This window comes from Treponema maltophilum ATCC 51939 (assembly GCF_000413055.1).
Lineage (GTDB): Bacteria > Spirochaetota > Spirochaetia > Treponematales > Treponemataceae > Treponema_C > Treponema_C maltophilum.
Genome location: NZ_KE332518.1, coordinates 1284992 through 1305026, shown reverse-complemented (window position 1 = coordinate 1305026; position 20035 = coordinate 1284992). Strand labels below are relative to the sequence as shown.

The following is a 20035-nucleotide window of genomic DNA, read 5'->3' as shown; positions in this document are numbered from 1 at the left end:
TTACCTGCCGCAGCAGTGTTTGTATTTTTTGCCCGAACCGCAGGGGCACGGATCGTTTCTGCCGACTTTGGGGACGGTACGCACGACCGTTACGTTTTCGCCCTGCCGTTTTGACGCAAAGGGAGAGGCTGCGGCAGCCGACCGTGCGGCTCCGGCGTCGAAGGCACCCATCGCGTTGTGTTGGGCGTTCATCGTAAGAGAGCGGCCCTTGCGCTGTACGTCTTCGCCCTGAGCGTTCGTTATTTTGACTTTAAAAACGCGCGATGCGATTTCGTTGCGGATGCTGTCGAGCATTTCGTCGAAGATGTTAAAGCCGTCGATTTTATATTCGGTTAACGGATTTTTTGAACCGTAGGAGCGGAGGTATACCGCTTCGCGCAGACTTTCAAGCGTTTCCAAATGGTCGAGCCATTTGCGATCGATTGCCTGAACGTACTGCCAGCGAATAAACATATTCAGATTTTCTTTGCCCGTCAGCGCTTCTTTTTCGTTCAAATCGTCCTCAAGCAGGCTCATAAGATATTCGGCAAGCGGATTGTGCTTTGCATCGTGTTTTTGCGCCTGCACTGCTTCGACGGCGTCCTGCGGCAGCTGCAGGGCAAAGTTTTGCTTGAGCTTTGCCGAAAGATCGGCAAAGGCCGCTTCCGCATTTTTGCGCGACGCGGCATTGTACTCATCGGCGAGGTCTTCGACCGTTTCGCGCGCGGTGGTTAAAATACGCTCTTTAAGATTGTCGTCGACGAGAATGGCGTCGCGCTGATCGTACATAAAGCGGCGCTGTTCGTTTAAAACGTCGTCGTATTCGAGTAAGTGCTTTCTTATTTCGAAGTTTCGCTCTTCAACCTTTTTTTGCGCGCGCTCTATTCCTTTTGTGAGCCACGGATGGTAAATCGGTTCTCCCGGTTCCATGCCGATACGGCTCATCATCGCCTTCATTTTTTCGCCGCCGAAAAGACGCATAAGATCGTCGTCCATCGAAATGTAAAATTTGCTGCGGCCGGGGTCTCCCTGACGTCCCGAACGTCCGCGCAGCTGGTTATCGATGCGCCGGCTTTCGTGGCGTTCCGTGCCGATAACGTACAAACCGCCGGCTTGTTTTACTTCTTCGTAATCGCCGAGCCATTTTTCTTTTTCGGTTTTATACGCCGCCGCGTATTGTTGTTCGTCGGCTTCGGTTCCGGCGCGTTTGCGCGCTCTGAATTCGGGGTTCCCTCCGAGCTTGATGTCGGTTCCGCGTCCTGCCATATTGGTCGCGATTGTAACGGCTCCCTTGGCGCCGGCTTCGGCGATAATCAGCGCTTCGCGCGCGTGATTCTTTGCGTTCAATACTTCGTGCCGTATGCCGCGCCTCGTTAAAAGCGAGCTTAAATGTTCCGACTTTTCAATCGAAACGGTGCCGACCAAAACGGGCTGGCCTTTTTTATGCGCTTCGGCGATTTCGTTGCAAATGGCTTCCCACTTGTCGTGTTCATTCAAATACACTTCATCGTTTTCGTCTATGCGGATAACGGGCTTGTTTGTCGGAATAACGACAACGTCCAAATTGTATATCTTGCTGAATTCGACCGCTTCGGTATCGGCCGTTCCGGTCATACCGGCAAGCTTTTTATACATACGGAAAAAATTCTGAAAGGTGATTGTCGCGAGCGTCCGGTTGCGTTGGGCAATGTGGATGTGCTCTTTGGCTTCGATGGCTTGGTGCAGCCCGTCGCCGTAGCGCCTGCCTTCCAAAATACGGCCGGTAAATTCATCTACGATTTGTACTTGCTTGTCTTTGACGACATAGTCCACGTCGATTTTATACAATGTGTGCGCGCGGATCGCCTGCGTAAAGTAATGAATATACTCGAAGTTTTCTTCATCGAATACCGAGCCGCGTATTAAATTATGTTTTTTTAAGATGTCTTCGATTTTAAGCATGCCCGCATCGGTAAAAGAAACGCGGCGGCTTTTTTCGTCGAGCGTATAATCGCCGATAACCTGTTCGCCCTGAACTTCATCCGGATACAAACCCGTTTCGGGATTTTTTTGCACTTCTTCAAACTGATTGACGTATTTGTCGACTTCAAAAAATTTAACCGTATCGTCTTCGCCCTGTCCCGAAATAATGAGCGGCGTGCGCGCTTCGTCGATTAAAATCGAGTCGATTTCGTCCACGATGCCGAAGGCAAAACCGCGCTGCACCTTTTGTTCGGGAACAAGCTGCATATTGTCGCGCAGGTAATCGAAACCCAGTTCGTTGTTTGTGCCGTAGGTAATATCGCAGTTATAAGCGGCTTTGCGCGCATCGTTGTCCATATTCGATATGATGGAACCGACGGTTACGCCTAAGTACGCATACACGGGGCGCATCCAGTCGGCATCGCGCTGCGCAAGGTAATCGTTTACCGTTACGACGTGGACGCCTTTTCCCGTTAAGCTGTTCAAATAAGCCGCGGCGACGCACATAAGGGTTTTTCCTTCGCCGGTTTTCATTTCGACAATGCGCCCCGAATGCAAAACGATTGAGCCCATAACCTGAACGTCATAGGCGCGCTCGCCGAGCACCCGCTTTGCCGCTTCGCGGGCGAGCGCAAAAGCTTCGGGTAAAATATCGTCGAGCGTTTCGCCGTTTGCGAGCCGCTCTTTAAAGGCTGCCGTTTGTTTTAAAAATCCGTCCGCATCCAAAGCGGCGGCCCAACTTTCTTTTTCGTTTACCTTTTGCACAATCGGCAAAAGGTTTTTTACATCGCGTTCGTGCTTTGAACCGAACAGGAATGTCATTATCGCGTCAATCATACCTTATAATGTACCGCTTATTGACATATTTGGGCAAGCACTTTATGCTGTGTTCATGTTCCGAATGCCGAATTTTTTCCGTGCCGCGAGTTTACGCTTTGTGCGCGTGTCGCTTTTTTCTCTGGTATTTTTATTCGTAAGTTCGTGCGGAAGCGGCAAACCGGTGGCCGCCTTCGAAAAAGAAGAACTGTTCGACTTGCATTACGGCAGCTTTGAAAACGAACTGAGCCTGTTCGATTTGCGCGTTCCCGGCGAAATTCGGACAAGCTTGGTTATGAACGAAGGCTTTTTTTATATCGCAAACGCCGAAGCCGCAAAGATAATGGAACTGACTTCTTACGGCGACTTAATCGGTATTTTGTACAATGCGGACAAAAATCCCGTTCCGTCATTCGTGACGCTGAGCGGCAGCAAAACGGTTTCGGCCTTGGATTCTTCGGGCGCCGTTTCGACGCAGCATGCGGTGGCCTATCCGTTCAACAGTTTAAGCGCTTTGGCCGTCGATTCGGGAAAACGCTTATACGCCGCCGACATTTTGCCGCGCGAGCGCTTTGTGTTCGACGAAAAAACAAAAACCGTACTGCGTTCAGCCGTTTTGCGTTTTGAAAACGACGGTTCGTTCATCGACTATTTGGGACAGGAAGGGCCGGGCGGCACGCCGTTCCCGTACATAAAAAACATCTATACGACAAAGCAAAACGAATTGGTCGTCGTGTGTTTGATCGAAAGCGGCTATTCGATATTTTGGTTTTCGCGCGACGGCTATTTAAAATACAAGGTTCCCGTTCAGCCTTCTTCGTTTCCGCCCTACGAAGCGGATAACGGCGAAAGCGTGTTTGCGTCTTTGGAGCAGGTGATTCCCGATTATACGCAGCCCGTGCTGTATTTGAAAATCGATTATTATCCGGCCGAAATAGACGCTTCGACGAGAGTACAGTCGGGCATGAAATTCGACAAAACGCTTTTATATCCTTTGAATTTGGAAACCGGTTTGTACGGCGAGCCTATCGCGGTGCCCGATTTTGAGCAAACGGTAACGTACGGATACACAAAAGAAGTTTTTTCGATGTCCTACGATTTTTTGGGCGTTACCGAAATGCAGTGGTTTTTCTTTATTACGACCGACGAAAGCGGATTTTCGATTTTAATGCTCAAAGAAAACGGTCAAAAAATTATCCGCCGTCATTTGGATATGGATATGGGATCCGTCGTATACCACAATTTTTCACTTTCGCCTTCGGGGATTATTTCCGCCCTTATTGCGCGGGAAGATAAAGCGTCGGTTATGTGGTGGAGAACCGACACGCTTATAGCGGCGATTATAAAATGAACGGAAACGAACACAAACCGGCTTCCGGTATCGAAAAAAACGCCGGAACGGACAACGAAAATATCGGTAAAAAAACTCCCAAAGCGGTTCCCGAAGAAGAACTCGTTTTTTATTACAACCGCGCCGAGCGGCTCGAAAGGGCGGGGGAAAATGTCCGCCGCTATTATGACGGAACGGCTCCCAAGCCGCCCAAAGGTTTATTTAAAGCTTTGGTGCATACCAAACAGTCGCGCGTTATGCTCTTTGCCGTCGTCCTTTCCGCTTTAGTCGTACTTGCCGTTACGTTTTTAACGGGAAAAACCGATTCGCAAAGCGCAAACGGCGTGCGGTTCAGTTTATCGGCTTTTTCGTTCGAAGATTCGGTGTATGTGAGCGTTAAATTCTCGCCTGAAAAAAATGCGGCTTCGGACGGCACGGTTTTTAAAAATATCGTTTTTTCCGCTTTGGATAACGATAAAAAAACGCTTATTTCCCAAAAAATCTGGCTTATTTACGGCGGAAACGAAACTTATTGCAGGACAATTTTTGCCGATTATGATATAGTATATGTGCAGGCCGACATTGAAGCGGAGGATAAAAAATTGACGCTGCTTACAAAAGTTGTGCAAAAATAAATGCTTTGGCGGCCGCTGTGTAGGGGGATATATGATACAGTTTTATTTGCTGTCGGTTGTGCTGAACGCCGCTTCGGGACTGTTGCTTGTGTTTTCCAAACAAGTGCCCGAGGACGCGGCCGAAGCGAGCGCTGCGGGTTTAAGCTTTTTTGAAACGAAGAATTTCCGGCTTGTGCTGGGACTTTTGACGGCTCTTACCGGTATCATGAAATTTTTAAGCGTCGTTCAAGGCGATATTCCCGTTATAGGCGATTTGATTCCCGCGGTTGCCGGCATAAGCGCCGGGGTGTGCCTGCTGTACGAATACTATAAAGCATCGGCTTCGGTATCTTTTTCGCTGCCGCCGTTTTTTGAAAAGCTTTTTGTAACCGGGCGCAAATATATGGGAATCTTTTGCATTTTGGCCGCAACGCTGCATTTTATTTTTCCCCGCGTACTTTTTTTATAGAACGGTTGAATCGTGAAAACGAAAAATCTCCGCGCGGCATGCATTTTTATAGCATTGCCGGCTTTTCTTTTTATTTTCGCCTCCTGTACGCGCGATAAAGACGCATATACAATCGATATGCGGAATACCGACCGCATTGTACTCGGCGAGCGCTGGGCGCTTATTACCGAAGCCTATGCTTCTTACCGCATAAAGCCTTCGTATAACGCATCGGTTGCCGCGCACGGCAGACAGGGCGACATTATTAAAGTCGGCGGAACCTATATCGACGATTCTTCCGGTGCACAAAAGAGAACCGTATGGTACCGTTTTCAGGCGGGCTGGCTTCCCGAAAATGCGGTAAACGTGTATGCGAATAAATTACAGGCGGAAGGCGCGGCAGGAAAAATCAAATGAAAGATGTTTTGGTTATCGGCTCGACGGTTGCCGATGTCGTCATTCACATAGAAGAACTCCCTCAAGAATCGCAGGCCGTACACATTTCGAGCCAAACGATTCAGCTCGGCGGCTGCGCTTACAATGTTTCGGCAGCCCTTGCGCGTGCAGGCGTTCCGTACACGCTGTGTTCTCCCGTCGGCACGGGCATATACGGCGATTTTGTACGCAAATCACTTAAAGAAAAAAATATTCCGATTTTCGCCGACATAAAAGACTTTGATAACGGCTGCTGCTATTGTCTTATCGATAAAACGGGCGAAAGGACTTTTATGTCGCGGCACGGTGCCGAATATGTGTTTTATTCTGAACGGATGAATGATGTCGACCTTGCCCGCGCGGACAGCGTTTATGTGTGCGGCCTTGAAATTGAAGAACCGTCCGGAGAAGATTTGGTACGCTGGCTTGAAAATACGTTTGAACCGGGAAGCGTCGGCCGTCATGCCGTAAAAAAGCGGCTGTATTTTGCACCGAGTCCGCGCATATGCCGCATTCCTTTGGAACGCATGGAACGCGTTTTTGCGCTCAATCCGATTTTACACCTGAATAAAGAAGAAGCCCTGTCGTTTACGGGCGAAGCCGATGCCGAGCTTGCCGCAAAAAGCCTTTTTAACGCGACGAAAAACGCCGTCGTCATTACGCTCGGGAAAGACGGCGCTTTGTGCCGCGAAAGCGAAGACCTGTGTTATACGGTTCCCGTTCCGTTATTGCAAACGCGCTCGGAAAACACGAACGGCGCGGGAGACGCTCACATGGGCGCCCTTATCGCGGCAATCAAAAAAGGAAAACCGCTGAACGAAGCCGTAAAAGACGCGAACGAAGCGGCCTGCGCCCTCGTGTGCGCGAACTGAACGTGCGGTTGTTTTACCCTCGATTGTTAAAATAAATCGCTATTTTTAATTGTCTTGTGCCGATTTTATGTTCCGCAATGAGCTTTTATCTTTGCCGCGGCTTCGTGTACCGTAAGGCTTTCGTACTGTTCGCGCGTCGCAAGATTTTTAAGCGTAAGAAGATTTTTTTGCGCCTGCGCCGTGTCGGCAAAAATACCGAAGGGAACGCATTTTTTTTCTGCCGCCGCATACTGCTGATTCATTTTTTTCGCTTCGGGGAATACTTCCGCCGATACGTTTGAAGAACGCAAAATACGCGCGATTTTTTGGTAATAGGCGATAAGGCTTTCGTCGGTACAAAAAATTTCGGCATCCAAAAAGCCCTTTTGCTTTTGCGCATCTCCCGTTTCGTCGAGGGCGGCAATTAAGCGGTCCAAGCCGATCGATGCGCCGACCCCGCTTATTTTATCCTTCATGTATAAGCCTGCCAAATTATCGTAGCGGCCGCCCGAACACACCGAACCGATGGACGGCAGGCTGTCTAAAAATGTTTCATATACCAAGCCCGTGTAATAGTCAAGCCCGCGCGTAATCGACGGATCGAGCACGATACGTTTTTCCATGCCGGCTTCTTTTATATACGTGTAAATCTCTCTCATGCGCTTTGCATCGCTTTCGGCTTCTTTACCTGCAAGGCTTTCCATAAGGGAAAGCGTGCTTTCAAAATCGGAGGAACCGGAAATATAGGCAAAAACCGCTTCGGCGTTTTCCGTGCTTCCCGTTATGCCGGCAAGCTGCGAAAAGGTTTCGTCTTTGCCGATTTTGCTTAACTTATCGACCGTACGCAAAATCGCTTCGCTTTGAGCGCTCAGCTGCCGCTTTGCCAAAAACGCGTTGAACATGCCGCGGTGACTTATGCGGATTTTTATGTTTTCCACGCCGATGCATGCAAGCGCATACTGCATGAGCGAAAGGATTTCAAAATCGGCACATGCCGAATCGGAACCGACAATGTCGAAGTCGCACTGAACGAATTCGCGGTAACGGCCGGCTTGCGGTTTTTCTCCGCGCCATACCTTTGCAATATGGTAGCGCTTAAACGGAAAATACAATTCGTCTTTATGTTCGGCAATAAAGCGGGCGAAGGGAACGGTTAAATCGAATCTGAGCGCGACGTCGCGCCCGCCGTTATCGGTAAAGCGGAAAACCTGCTTTTCGGTTTCGCCGTCGCTTTTTCGGAGCAAAATCTCGGAATATTCCAAAGCCGGCGTATCGATCGGTACAAAGCCGTATGAACGGAAGGCGGCGGTAAGCTTTTCGATTAATAAAGCGCGCTTGATTTCCGCATCCGGCAAAAAATCTCTAAAGCCTTTTAATATTTTCGGTTGTATAAGTGTAGCCATATCGGCTATAATATCCGCAAGCGGAGAAAATTGCAATTGCTTTTGGTTTTTGATATCGGAAATACAAACATCGTTGCAGCCGTTTTCGACGGCGAACGTATCGCCTATCAGTGGCGTCTTTACAGCGACACCAAGCGCACGGCAGACGAATATACGTCCGTTATGCGCTCATTTTTCCGCGATGCGAAGGTTCCCGAAAGCGAAATCGATTCGGCGGTTCTCAGTTCCGTCGTGCCTTTACTGACCGGTCCCTTTATCAGCGTTGCCGTCAATTTAATCGGTAAAAAACCGCTCATAGTTGCGCCGCCCCTTTTCGACAAACTGCCGGTAAAAATTCCCGAAAGCGCCGTACATCAAATCGGAAGCGACATTGTATGCAACGCGGTCGAAGCGTATTGCCGTTTCCGCGGCCCCTGCATCGTCGTCGATTTCGGAACGGCGCTGACTTTTACGGCGATCGATGCTCAAGGCGCCATACAGGGAGTTGCAATCGCTCCCGGATTGGGAACGGCTTTGCGCTCGCTTTTTAACAATACCGCCCAGCTTCCGTCCGTTCCGCTCGAATCTCCGCCCGATGCCTTGGGAACAAATACGATTCATTCGATTCAGGCGGGAATCGTGCTGGGCTACAAGGGCTTAACCGAATCGTTAACCGCGCGGATAAAATCGGATTTGTGCAAAAAGACCGGCTGCAATTCCGCCTCTATCAGGGTTATCGCCACAGGCGGCCTCAACAGTGTTATAAAACCCATAACCGATACCCTCGAAAGCGTCGATAAAGCGCTTACGCTTAAAGGCTTGCGCCGCATTGCCGCCGTCTGTAAGCTTGCTTAACCTAACTGCGTTCCGACGTGCTCCCGTTGCAAGCCTTCGCCCGAGCGCGCATCCTTTGTCAAAGTCATACCGATAAGTTTTTCGTAATATTCGGGCGAGATTCCGACAGAAAGTTCTTTTTCCGTGCGCAAAACGGCAATGTCGCGCGCTCCGATGACGCTTCCTTTTTTCATGTCGTGCATAAAGTGGATCGAGCGGTTCGTTCTGCCGTAATTTGCTTTTTCCGACGGCGCGAGTTCTTTTTTCCCGTTTCCGATAACCCGTTCGACAAGTTTCCGCCCGAATTCTTCGTTTGCAAGCTTTAAAGCCGATTGAAAATCGAGCTTTTCGAAGCGGCGCACGCTTTCGGTCATAAGGGCAAAACGGTCGGGCGGCAGTGCAACCGGATCGTCAAGCCCGCTTCCGCTGCGTTCAAGCGTAATGTGCTTTTCGATAAATTGCGCGCCGCACATAACCGCTATAACCGGCACGATTTTCGGATCGAGCGAATGGTCGCTTACGCCGGAGGGAATGCCGAAACGGCGTCGGTAATAGGGAATAAGCGAAAGGTTGTATTCTTCAGGCGGTGCCGGATAACTGGTAATGCAGTGCAAAAGCGACAGGGGCTCAAACCCTTCCGGTACGTTTTGTTTGAGCGGTTTCAAAAGCTCGAGGGCTTTTACGATATCCTTCATTTTCGAAACGCCGCTTGAAAGAACGACCGGGATCCGCTTTTCTGCCGGAAGCATTTGCTCAAGTTCCGTGAGCAATTTGAGCAAGGGGTAGTGATTCAATTCGGGAGAAGCGATTTTTATATAATCGGGGCGCAACGCGAACAGCTCGTGCATCGATTTTTCGCCGAAGGGCGAACACATAAACGTTTTTTTGAGCGAACGCACGTAATCGCGCATTTTTTCAAAAAAAGCGGAATCGGTTTCGAGTTCGGTAAAGCGGTCGTACAGCCGCGTTTTGCCGCCGGGAAGATTTACAAAGCCTGTGTCGGGGTGCAGAATTTCGCTTGCATAGACCCATTGGAATTTTATACAGTCGGCGCCGGCTTCGGCAGCGGCGTCGGCCAAACGTTTTGCCTTATCCAAAGAGCCGCCGTGCGAAGTTCCTATTTCCGCGATGACAATCGTATGTCTGTTGCCGCCCGTTTCACTCATGCGTTTTATAGTTGTACCTTGCGCCGAAACTGATATTGATTAAATCAAGTCCGCCGGGAACAACGGAAAAAGAAAGGTCGAAATTGTCGTTCAATTTGACGTTCGTTTCGATTTCTCCGCCGTATAAAATAAAACGGTACTGCCAATCGTCGTTTTTTCCGCCCCTATAAAAGGTAAACGAATCGTTGTAGCCGGGAAGTTTATACCAGCTTCTGCGGTATAAAAATGTGGGGCCGATTCCCGCATTTACCGAAACGCGCCCGATTTTAAATAAACGCACCCGAAAACCGATGTGCGAAAAACCGGCGAACTGCATGGCGCAGTCCGAATACAAAGCCTGAACCGCTTTTACCGATACGATGTCTTCCCATACATAATACTCGAAATTCAACGTTACGCCCGGGTGCAGTACGAAAATCCCGCGCGGATCCCATTTATACGGAATAAGCGGCGCGTTTACCGCTCCTTTCGGATGAAGGCTCAAGCCGAAGAATTTGACTCCCGCGCTGAATGTGTGTGAAAAAGCCTGCACGGAAGTGAAAAAAACTAAGCTAAAAATTAAGGCAAATAGCCGGTGCGTTTTTTGCATACGTAAATTAGTATCATAAATACCGAATAATGGCAATGCGTGCTCGTAAAGAGTTTCGGCATGATTGAGAATCGGCAAAAAAACGATGAGTATAGCAAGACCTCTGCCCGCATACGGCGCGGTTACGCTTTTAGAGTAAAATTACGTTTCAAAACCGAACCTCCTATTCGGTTTTGAACTCGAGTTTTAGGCACAAGCCTAAAACTCGCACACATACAACTTGTCCGGCGTCCTGCCGGAACTAAAGCACTGCATATCTTGTCTCGGAAGAATTGTGCCGACATGGATGTCGGAGAAGCTTTAAATATGCGAGTTTATGCGGTGTATAAACTCGGAGTAAGAATTGTACAGGACGTATAATTCTTACTCGCCTCGCGGTCAGGTTCTTGCTGATACGCAGCTTCTCTTTATTTCACATCATGCTGAACCTCTTCCCTGATCGGGGGATAGATGTAGCGTAAAGCATTCAAACTCTGCACAATTGCGACTCATAATCTTTCGTTTTTTTTGCCCCCTGCTTATACTTTTTACGCGGGCGATTGACAGGAGCTTGCGGGCGGGCTACAATAAAGCATGCGAAAGTTCGTATGCTTATATTTAAATACCGGCGGCGGCCACCGATCGTCCGCAAATGTGCTGAAACAGGTTATGGAAAGCACGCATCCCGATGTTTCCGTCGAATTGCTGAACGGGTTCGATTCAAAAAATTACCTTGCGCGCTTTTTTTTCGAAAAATGCTATCAGCTTGCCTGCAATTATTTTCCGGGTGCGTGGTACATAACCTATGAAATGGGCATGCACTTTTGGATTCAACGCTTATTGAATAAGATTCTCGCACCGCGTACCGCATGGCATTTAAAGCGGATTATAAAAAAAGCGCAGGCGACCGACGTTGTGAGCTTCCATTTTGCGATGACGCCCGCGTGTGTTACTGCTTTACGCCGGCTGGGCAATAAGATTCCGCTTACCGTAATCGTTACCGATCCTTTTACCGCGCCGAACGCATGGTTTTATGAAAAAAACGTACAGTACTTTGTATTTTCGGATGCCGTAAAAAAACAGGCGGTTGAACAATGCGGCGTTCCCGAAAAAAACGTTCGCGTGGTTCCTTTCCTATTAAACCCCAAATTCCTTGTACCGCTTTCTGTGCGGGAAGAAAGCGCCCTGCGCGAAAAGCACGGGATTCCTGTCGATAAAAAAGTCGTACTGCTGGCAGGCGGCGGGGAAGGGCTTCCGAACGCGGTTCGCATCGTACAGCATTTTGTTCGCCGCAAGGTTCCGTTTACGATTTTGGTCGTTTGCGGTAAAGACGAACCGACGCAAAAAATCCTTGAGCTTACGGCGCAGCTTTATTCGGCAATCGATTTGCGCCCGATGGGCTTTATTTCAAATATGGACGAAATGATAAAACTCTGCGATTGCGCCGTTATAAAAGCCGGGCCGGCGACGCTTATGGAAGTGCTGGTTTCAAAAAAGCCGGTTATCATATCTTCGTACATACATGGCCAGGAATTGGGAAACATGCACTTTGCCGTTCGCAGCGGGGCGGGCTGGTTTATACGCGACCCCGAAGAAATTTGCGATAAGGTGTGCTCGCTGCTGTCCGACGATGCCTATTTACGCTCGGTAAAACGGCGTGTGGGCGCTTTGCCGCTTTCTACGGACGTAAAACAGGTTGCCGATTTGCTCTATAGCCGCAGTCGTGCGTGACTGAATTGCGTATTCCGTCCTTGTGTTTTAGCCGTTTATGTGCTAGAGTGGTTTAATGAGAATAGCGATTGTTACCGAATGTTATGTTCCCGAAGTAAACGGCATTGTCTACCATATCGAAACGCTGCGAAAGGGATTGCTGGAAGCGGGACACCAAGTCTTAATTGTAAAGCCCGATTTTAAGGTCAAACGCCATTGTCTTGAAAACGACATTCTTTATACTCCGGCGGTAAAACTTAAAAACATGTATGATTATTCCGTTTCCTATCCGTACAGTCAAACGCGGTTGAAACTTTTAAAGGAATGGAATCCCGACATTATTCACATTCACACAGAATTCAGCGAAGGCATATTCGCTTTGTATGCGGGCAAAAAACTGCATATACCGATAGTGTATACGATTCATACCATGTATTACGATTATCTTCACTATTTGGGAATTTTACAGAATTTGCCGGTGGTAAAAAAGGCCGTTAATTGGGGAGTTTTAAAATATACGAATGCGTCAAAAGCCGTTATCTGCGCTTCGACAAAAATGGAAGATTTTCTAAAACAGTGTAATGTAACGGCGCCCATCTATAAAATCCCGAATGCCTGCGTCGCCGGCGATTTTGCCGAATCGACGCTTGATGAAAGGGTGATGCAAAAATTAAAAACCGATTACGGTACCGAACCCGAAGATTTAAACGTATGCTTTTGCGGCCGTATCGCCGAAGAAAAAAATCTTTCGTTTATGCTGGATTATTGGAAAAAAATTATAGAAGAAATTCCGAATGCCCGATTGTTTATAATCGGCGACGGACCTTCCAAAGCCGACTTGGAAGAAAAGGCGAAAGAAATCGGAATAGCCGAATCGGTCGTTTTTACGGGAAAAATAGCGCATGAACTGATAAAATATTATTACCATTTATGCGATGCCTATCTTATGACTTCTTTGTCGGAAAACCACTCGGTGTCCGCTCTTGAAGCCGTTGCCTGCGGGCTCCCGATTGTCCATATTTACGACAAAATAAACGAAGAACAATATGTTCAGGGTGTAACCGGATTCGTGTTCAACGAAATCGATGAACTTATTAAAATATTAAAAGATATTTATGATAAAAACCGTAAACCGAAAGGCAATCGCTTAAAAGATAAAATTGCCTCTTTTGCGGCACGGGACGATTACAAAGCCATGACCGCAAAAATTATCGATATTTATGAAAAAGCCGTAACGGATGCCGCGGCGGATGCACGATAATAAGCGGCTGTTATTTTTATACCTCGATACGGGAAATGGTCATGCGCAGCCGGCACGGGAATTGGCACGGCAGTGCGCCGGAAAAAGCGGCATTGAAATTTTTTTGCGGCACGGATTTGCGCCGTCAAATAAATTCCAGCGTTTTTTTTACGAATCGCTTTACAGCCTCAGTATGCGCTATCTTCGTCCCGCTTATTCGCTTTTTTATGAGGCGACAAAGCCGCGGGTCGTTTTGCGCGTATTGGCCTTTTTGCTTGCGCGGCGAAACCGTGCATATATGGAAGAGCTCATACGGTCTTTAGACATTACCGAAATCGTGTGTTTTCATTTTGCCGTTACGCCGATAATCGTTGCCGCGCTCAAATCGCTGCATAAAAAACTTCCGCTTACGGTAATCGTAACCGACCCCTTTACCGCGCACCCTGCGTGGTTTTTGTACGGCGAATACGATTTTGTGGACGTGCGCTATGTTGTGTTTTCCGAACAAATGAAACTACAGGCGCACAAAACATACGGGATCCGTTCATGCCGCGTTTTTCCCTTTATTACGGCACCGGACTTTTTTGCCCGCCGCGCCGTTCCGGCCGACGCCCCGGCTTACGATCGCGCCTGCACAGGCGGAGGCGGCAATGCCGCCGTCGATGCGGCCGCCGGTATTGCGGAAGCAACCGGTATTGCGGATTCGGCCGATGCGCACGCTTTTAAAGTATTGATTTCAGGCGGCGGAGAAGGACTCTCTTGTGCCGAAAAGCTGGTGCGCCTTTTTATCCGCGATTTTATGCGCGGCACAAGGGACGGAAGCGTTCGCGTCGAAAAAAGCGGCGTCCGTGCCGGGCGTGTCGAACTTTCCGTTGTCTGCGGCCGCAACCGCCCGCAAAAACGCAGACTCGACGCACTGCATGCAAAATATCTAGATTTTCCGCTCCGCATTTACGGCTTTGTAGACAATATGAGCGAATTGCTCCTTGAGGCCGACTGTCATATTTCAAAAGCGGGTGCGTCGACGGTATTTGAAGCGCAGGCGGCCGCCAAACCTCTTATTCTCACCGATTATGTGCACGGTCAAGAACTCGGGAACGTCCGCTATGTCGTGCAAACGGGGCGCGGCCGCTTTATCCGAAAAAGTTCCGACGTATTGGCGGCGGTTTACGATCTTGCGCGAACATCTCAAACGGACATTCCGGCAGCGGATCGCACAAGCGGCCGAAAGTCCCTTGCCGGCGGCATAAGGGGCAGGATCGACGATACTGTCGGCACGCGTATTGAAGCGGTCGGCGGTGGGGCGGCGGACCAAAGCCGACCGTCCCTTGCCGATTTTATTTTACATACGGCATGTAGTCGCCGTAGCCTTCTTTTTCCATATCCGCATACGGAATAAATTTAAGTGAGGCGCCGTTTATGCAGTAGCGCAAGCCGCCTTTTTGCCTCGGGCCGTCGTTGAATACGTGCCCCAAGTGGGCGCCGCCCGTTTTTGAAAGCACTTCGGTTCGTGTCAGCCCGGCGCTCGGATCTTCCCGGTAATCGACGGCAAAGGTCGTTATGGGTTTTGTAAAACTCGGCCAGCCGCATCCCGCGTCATATTTATCGCTGGAAGAAAAAAGCGGCTTTCCCGTTACAACATCGACGTAAATTCCTTTTTCAAAAAATTGATCATATTCGCTTGTATACGGAGCTTCTGTCGCCTTATGTTGTGTTACGTCATATTGAATTTGCGTGAGTTTTTTCTTTAAAGCGTCTTTACGCGGGACGGAAAAACGGCTTTCGTCGTAAAGCGGTTTTTCGGCAAGGCTTAAATCGATGTGGCAATAGCCTCCCGGATTTTTATTCAGATAATCCTGATGATATTCTTCGGCGCGCACAAAATTCTTTAACGGCAGAATTTCAACGGCAAACGGCTGTGCGTATTTTTTTTGCATAAAGTCTAAAAAAGCGTGCACGGACTTTTCGGATGCCGGATCGGTATAGTAAATGCCCGTTCGGTACTGGCGTCCCGTATCGTTTCCCTGTTTATTGACGGAAAAAGGATCGATGATTTTAAAATAACGGGCGAGCAGTTCTTCCAGATTGACTGTCGCCGGATCGTAAATAATCCGTACGGTTTCGGCGTGATCCGTTTTTGCCAATTCGTGATACGTCGTTTGGGCGGTTTTGCCGTTTGCGTAGCCGGTTTCCGTTATTTGCACGCCGGGAATACGTTTAAAATATGCTTCAACGCCCCAAAAGCAGCCTCCCGCAAAATAGATTTCTTTTACCGAATCCTTCATACTTCCTCCGGACTGTGCGGTTTGCCGTTTAGAAGCGCTTTGCGCGTGCGGTTTTACACACGAAATACATATAATAGCAACGGATAAAAAAATCAATAGCCTTTTATTTGTTTGTAATTTTTTCATATTTGTAATATAACCTATTTTTATAAAAACGGCAAGTGAGTGTTTGCGGTCTCTAGTATTTTTTTCGATTTTATGCCATACTGTCTACCGTAAGTTCATACTTTTGAGAGGTTCCATTTTGTATAAAGAGGTTGATCCCAAAGTCGATTTTTCAAAACAGGAAGAAGAAATCCTTGCATTTTGGGAAAAAAATGATGTATTTAAAAAGTCGGTAAAACAACGCGACGGCTGCGAAGAATATGTTTTTTACGACGGACCTCCTTTTGCAACCGGGCTGCCGCACTTCGGCCATTTTATTCCCGGCACGATAAAAGATATTATTCCCCGTTATCAAACGATGAAGGGCAAAAAAGTCGAGCGCCGCTTCGGCTGGGACTGTCACGGTTTGCCCGTAGAAAATCTTATCGAAAAAGAATTAAACCTGAGCGGCAAGGCTGATATAGAAAAATACGGCATTGCGAAATTCAACGAAGCGTGTCGCGCGAGCGTTTTGCGCTACGTTAAAGAGTGGAAGCAGACGGTAACCCGTTTGGGCCGTTGGGTCGATTTCGACAACGACTATAAAACGATGGAACCCGAATATATGGAATCCATTTGGTGGGTTATGAAAAGCCTGTGGGACAAAAATCTTTTGTACGAGGGCCACTACATTTTGCCGTATTGTCCGCGCTGCGCCACCGTGCTTTCGAATCACGAATTGAATTTGGGCGGTTATAAAGACGTTCACGATCCGGCCGTTACGATACGTTTTAAAGTAAACGGCATACCCGATGGTTTTGACGACAAGGATGTGTTGAACGGAAATACTTACTTTTTGGCATGGACGACGACTCCGTGGACGCTGCCTTCAAACTTGGGCCTTACCGCCGGTCCCGACATCGATTACGTAAAAGTAAAAGACGGCGACGAATGCTATATTTTAGCCGAATCGCGTTTGGGCGCCTATTATAAAAGCGAAAGCGAGTATACGATCGTATGGAAAAAAAAGGGCGCCGAACTAAAAGATATGCGCTACGAACCGCTCTTTCCGTACTTTGCCTCTTTAGCCGAACCGACCGACGGTTCCGACGGAAATCCCGCGTCGATCGGCGCATTCCGCGTGTTTACCGGCGACTTTGTAACGACCGAAGACGGAACCGGTCTTGTGCATACCGCACCCGGCTTTGGCGAAGACGACAATAAAGTCTTTAAAGGAACGGGAATTCCCGTCGTATGTCCGATAGACGGCGAGTGCAAGTTTACCGCCGAAGTTCCCGATTACGAAGGCCGCTTTGTTAAAGACTGCGATAAAGATATTCTCGAACGCTTAAAAAACGAAAAAAAACTCGTAAAACGCGAGCAGATTTTGCACGCCTATCCTCACTGCTGGCGCTGTTCAAGCCCCCTTATTTACCGCGCAATCGGCAGTTGGTTTGTAAAAGTCGAATCGATAAGACCTGCGCTTTTAAAGGCGAACAATCAAATCACGTGGCAGCCCGCCCACATAAAAACGGGAAGGTTCGGCAAGTGGCTTGAGGGGGCGCGCGATTGGGCGATCAGCCGCAACCGTTATTGGGGCAATCCGCTTCCCATTTGGAAGTGCCCCGACTGCGGAAAAACACTTTGCGTAGGCAGCCGCGAAGAACTTAAAACATTGTCGGGCGTGTACCCCGAAGATCTGCACAAACAGTTTATAGATAAAATCACGATTCCCTGTTCGTGCGGCGGCACCATGAGCCGCATTCCGGAAGTACTCGATTGCTGGTTTGAATCCGGTTCGATGCCCTATGCGCAAAACCATTATCCGTTCGAAAATAAAGAGTATTTTGAAAGCCATTTTCCCGCCGATTTTATTTCCGAAGGTTTGGATCAAACGCGCGGATGGTTTTATACGCTGACGATTTTGGCGGCCGCTTTATTCGATAAGCCCGCTTTTAAAAACTGTATCGTAAACGGCCTTATCCTCGCTTCGGACGGCAAAAAAATGTCGAAAAGTTTGCGCAATTACACGGATCCCGCCGTCGTTATCGAACGTTTCGGCGCCGATGCGGTGCGCCTCTTTTTAATGCATTCGCCGGCCGTAAAAGCCGACGATTTAAAATATTCGGACGAAGGTGTGCGCGATGTTTTGAAAGGTATTTTAATACCCCTGTGGAACTCGTACGGCTTTTTTGTTACGTATGCGAACATCGATAAGGTGCGCGTAACGGGAAAAGCCTTTGAACACAAGGCGCCGGTTAATCCGCTCGACCGCTGGATTTTGTCCGTTACGCAAAAGCTCGTAAAAGACGTTACCGAAGCGATGGATTCATACGACTTGTCGGCCGCAATCGATCCTATTGTCGGTTTTATCGACCAGCTGAACAACTGGTACATCCGCCGCAGCCGCCGCCGCTTTTGGAAAAGCGAAAACGACGACGACAAACTTGAAGCCTACGAAAGCCTGTATACCGCGCTTAAAGCGCTTACGCTTACCGCCGCTCCCTTTATTCCGTTTATTACCGAAGCAATGTGGCAAAATCTGCGCATTGCGGAAGCCGGTTCCGACGGCGCAGGCGGCGACGCGGCCGCTTGTACCGACCCGCTATCCGTCCATTTGGCCGACTATCCCGTTTACGACGAGCGATACCGCGACGACGAATTGGAATTTAAAATGGCGACCGTACAAAAAGCCGTTTCGATGGGACGGGCGCTGCGTTATCAGTACAACCTCAAAATACGCCAGCCTTTAAAAAGCGTCGAATTCGTTACGCGCAATGCCGACGAAAAAACCGTGCTTTTGTCGATGGAAGAATCGATTCGCGAAGAGCTGAACGTAAAAAAAGTGGTTTTCCACGAGCGCGAAGACGAATTGGTCGAATACAAAGCGAAGGCGAATTTCCGCACACTGGGAAAAGAACTGGGCCCGCTTATGAAAGAAGCGTCGGCTGTGATTGCCGGCCTCGACCAGCGCTCCATTCAGTCCGTTCTCGACGGTGCGGTGTTGAGCATCGAAATCGGCGGAAAACCGATAGAGCTTACTCAGGACAAAATAATCGTTGAACGCTTTGAAAAATCGACGCTGAAGGTTATCAACGAGGGAACGCTTACGGTCGCTTTGGATTCCGAAATCACCGAAGAACTGCGCCTCGAAGGCTATGCACGCGATTTGGTGCGCGGCGTTCAAAACCTGCGCAAAGAAAGGGGCTTGAACGTTACCGACCGTATAAAGCTTTCGGTCGGCGCCGACAAAGACAAAGACGGCGAACTCAAAAAAGCATTTGAAATGTTTTCCGATTATATCTCATCGGAAACTCTCGCATCCGAAGAGCGGTGGAATGACCGCATCTCCGGCGCCGCTTTAATTGAAACCGGCGAACTTACATGGAAGGCTGAAATTGAAAAAGCGTGAATTAAAATCGGCTGCCGGCTTACTGTTTTCGCTGTGCGCTTTCGTCTGTCTTTTTTTTGCGGGTTGTAAAACGCTTTCGCTGCAAAACAAACAAATCGATCTTTTTACCTTGTTTGACGACGGGGCTGACGTCTATCTTCACATTCCCGTAAACGAAGCGAATAAAAGTTTTGTACGCAACCTCGTCAATTCGTGGACCGACGATGTAAACGAAAGCGACCTCAACAACATGCTGAACCGGACGGAAGAAATCGCCGCGGCTTTTTTTATCGAATGGGGTGCGAACTTAAAAAGCACGGTAAAATTTCAGCTTGCTTCGCGCGGAAAATATCCGTCGCTTTTAATCAATGCCGGCTTAACGAAAAAAAACGGCTGGACCGATGTGAGCGAAAAAGCCGCCGATATGATACTCAACCGCAAAAGACATTCAAACAATATCGAACTTGCAAGTCCCGACAACAACCATATTTTTATCTCGAATAAAGACGTGCTTTCGATGCAAAAAAAATATTTTTTGTCTCTTATCTCGCCCGTTTCCGTACTCGATTGGCCGTCGCTCCCCGGCGAAAACACTGCGTTGCCGGTGCGTACGCTTATGGATGATGCCGAACTGGTATCGGTGTATATGCCGACCGCCGGCTCGCTTTTACCGAAGATGGTCGGTTCGCCGATCGAGCTCGGTATTAAATATGCGGCCGGAACTTTAAAGTCGTATAAAGAAGATCATGCGATTGTAACATTAAAACTGCAAATGAGCGATGAGCGTTCTTTAAAAATCGCCGAAAAACTGTTCCGTTTTGCGGTATTGGGTACGAATATTATCGTAAAGCAGGACAGGGGCACTGTTCTTATTCTTGACAATTTTGTCGTGTGGCCAGCCGCCTTGACCGGTTTGCTGCAAAAAAAACGATGAGGGGGC

At 48.6% G+C, this 20035-nt stretch carries 16 protein-coding genes; 11 read left to right on the top strand and 5 right to left on the bottom strand.

All coding sequences use genetic code 11. The features are described from left to right. On the bottom strand, window positions 1-2778 hold the full coding sequence (gene secA, locus HMPREF9194_RS05945; RefSeq protein WP_016525475.1) for a preprotein translocase subunit SecA: 2778 nt from the start codon (window positions 2776-2778) through the stop codon (window positions 1-3). Window positions 2779-2833: 55 nt separating this feature from the next. Here secA and HMPREF9194_RS05940 point away from each other — a divergent pair, with 55 nt between their 5' ends. Genes HMPREF9194_RS05940 through HMPREF9194_RS05920 form a run of 5 tightly spaced genes read left to right on the top strand, consistent with a single transcriptional unit; the run spans window position 2834 to window position 6456 of the window. Next, the gene (locus HMPREF9194_RS05940; protein ID WP_245540728.1) at window positions 2834-4108 is read left to right on the top strand and encodes an LIC_12708 family protein; all 1275 of its coding nucleotides are present in this window, start codon (window positions 2834-2836) and stop codon (window positions 4106-4108) included. Continuing rightward, a complete protein-coding gene (locus tag HMPREF9194_RS05935; RefSeq protein WP_016525473.1) occupies window positions 4105-4722 on the top strand; it encodes a hypothetical protein in 618 nt (205 codons plus the stop codon). Before HMPREF9194_RS05940 ends, HMPREF9194_RS05935 begins: the two co-directional genes overlap by 4 nt. A gap of 31 nt (window positions 4723-4753) precedes the next feature. Further along, entirely contained in the window at window positions 4754-5170 is a 417-nt protein-coding gene (locus tag HMPREF9194_RS05930) for a hypothetical protein (RefSeq protein ID WP_016525472.1), read from the top strand. Between the two features lie 12 nt (window positions 5171-5182). After that, window positions 5183-5566 (top strand): hypothetical protein, encoded by a 384-nt coding sequence (locus HMPREF9194_RS05925; RefSeq protein ID WP_016525471.1) that lies wholly within the window; start codon window positions 5183-5185, stop codon window positions 5564-5566. Next, complete coding sequence (locus tag HMPREF9194_RS05920; RefSeq protein ID WP_016525470.1) at window positions 5563-6456, top strand: PfkB family carbohydrate kinase; 894 nt, start codon at window positions 5563-5565, stop codon at window positions 6454-6456. Before HMPREF9194_RS05925 ends, HMPREF9194_RS05920 begins: the two co-directional genes overlap by 4 nt. A 65-nt stretch (window positions 6457-6521) precedes the next feature. Here the strand turns inward: HMPREF9194_RS05920 and hisS are convergent, their stop codons facing one another. Then, window positions 6522-7838 carry a histidine--tRNA ligase gene (hisS, locus tag HMPREF9194_RS05915; protein WP_016525469.1) on the bottom strand — a complete coding sequence of 439 codons (1317 nt, stop codon included), beginning with the start codon at window positions 7836-7838 and terminating at the stop codon, window positions 6522-6524. A gap of 36 nt (window positions 7839-7874) precedes the next feature. Between hisS and HMPREF9194_RS05910 the strand changes: the two genes are divergently transcribed. Next, on the top strand, window positions 7875-8672 hold the full coding sequence (locus tag HMPREF9194_RS05910; protein WP_016525468.1) for a type III pantothenate kinase: 798 nt from the start codon (window positions 7875-7877) through the stop codon (window positions 8670-8672). Here HMPREF9194_RS05910 and HMPREF9194_RS05905 read toward each other — a convergent pair. After that, window positions 8669-9817, bottom strand: a complete 1149-nt coding sequence (locus tag HMPREF9194_RS05905; protein WP_016525467.1) for an N-acetylneuraminate synthase family protein — start codon at window positions 9815-9817, stop codon at window positions 8669-8671. The genes HMPREF9194_RS05910 and HMPREF9194_RS05905 overlap by 4 nt on opposite strands. Beyond that, complete coding sequence (locus HMPREF9194_RS05900; protein ID WP_245540727.1) at window positions 9810-10349, bottom strand: hypothetical protein; 540 nt, start codon at window positions 10347-10349, stop codon at window positions 9810-9812. The genes HMPREF9194_RS05905 and HMPREF9194_RS05900 overlap by 8 nt, the downstream gene beginning before the upstream one ends. A 630-nt stretch (window positions 10350-10979) precedes the next feature. On the opposite strand from HMPREF9194_RS05900, the gene HMPREF9194_RS05895 reads away from it, so the two are divergent. Genes HMPREF9194_RS05895 through HMPREF9194_RS05885 form a run of 3 tightly spaced genes read left to right on the top strand, consistent with a single transcriptional unit; the run spans window position 10980 to window position 14734 of the window. After that, complete coding sequence (locus HMPREF9194_RS05895) at window positions 10980-12116, top strand: MGDG synthase family glycosyltransferase (protein WP_016525465.1); 1137 nt, start codon at window positions 10980-10982, stop codon at window positions 12114-12116. Window positions 12117-12171: 55 nt separating this feature from the next. Beyond that, entirely contained in the window at window positions 12172-13356 is a 1185-nt protein-coding gene (locus HMPREF9194_RS05890) for a glycosyltransferase (protein WP_016525464.1), read from the top strand. Continuing rightward, on the top strand, window positions 13346-14734 hold the full coding sequence (locus HMPREF9194_RS05885) for a glycosyltransferase (RefSeq protein WP_016525463.1): 1389 nt from the start codon (window positions 13346-13348) through the stop codon (window positions 14732-14734). The genes HMPREF9194_RS05890 and HMPREF9194_RS05885 overlap by 11 nt, the downstream gene beginning before the upstream one ends. Here HMPREF9194_RS05885 and msrB read toward each other — a convergent pair. Next, window positions 14673-15746 carry a peptide-methionine (R)-S-oxide reductase MsrB gene (gene msrB / locus HMPREF9194_RS05880; protein WP_040846219.1) on the bottom strand — a complete coding sequence of 358 codons (1074 nt, stop codon included), beginning with the start codon at window positions 15744-15746 and terminating at the stop codon, window positions 14673-14675. The genes HMPREF9194_RS05885 and msrB overlap by 62 nt on opposite strands. Before the next feature lie 118 nt (window positions 15747-15864). Between msrB and ileS the strand changes: the two genes are divergently transcribed. Together ileS and HMPREF9194_RS05870 are read left to right on the top strand one after the other, a co-directional pair. Then, on the top strand, window positions 15865-19116 hold the full coding sequence (gene ileS, locus HMPREF9194_RS05875; RefSeq protein ID WP_016525461.1) for an isoleucine--tRNA ligase: 3252 nt from the start codon (window positions 15865-15867) through the stop codon (window positions 19114-19116). Continuing rightward, on the top strand, window positions 19103-20029 hold the full coding sequence (locus tag HMPREF9194_RS05870) for a hypothetical protein (RefSeq protein WP_016525460.1): 927 nt from the start codon (window positions 19103-19105) through the stop codon (window positions 20027-20029). The genes ileS and HMPREF9194_RS05870 overlap by 14 nt, the downstream gene beginning before the upstream one ends. The last annotated feature ends 6 nt before the right edge of the window (window positions 20030-20035 follow it).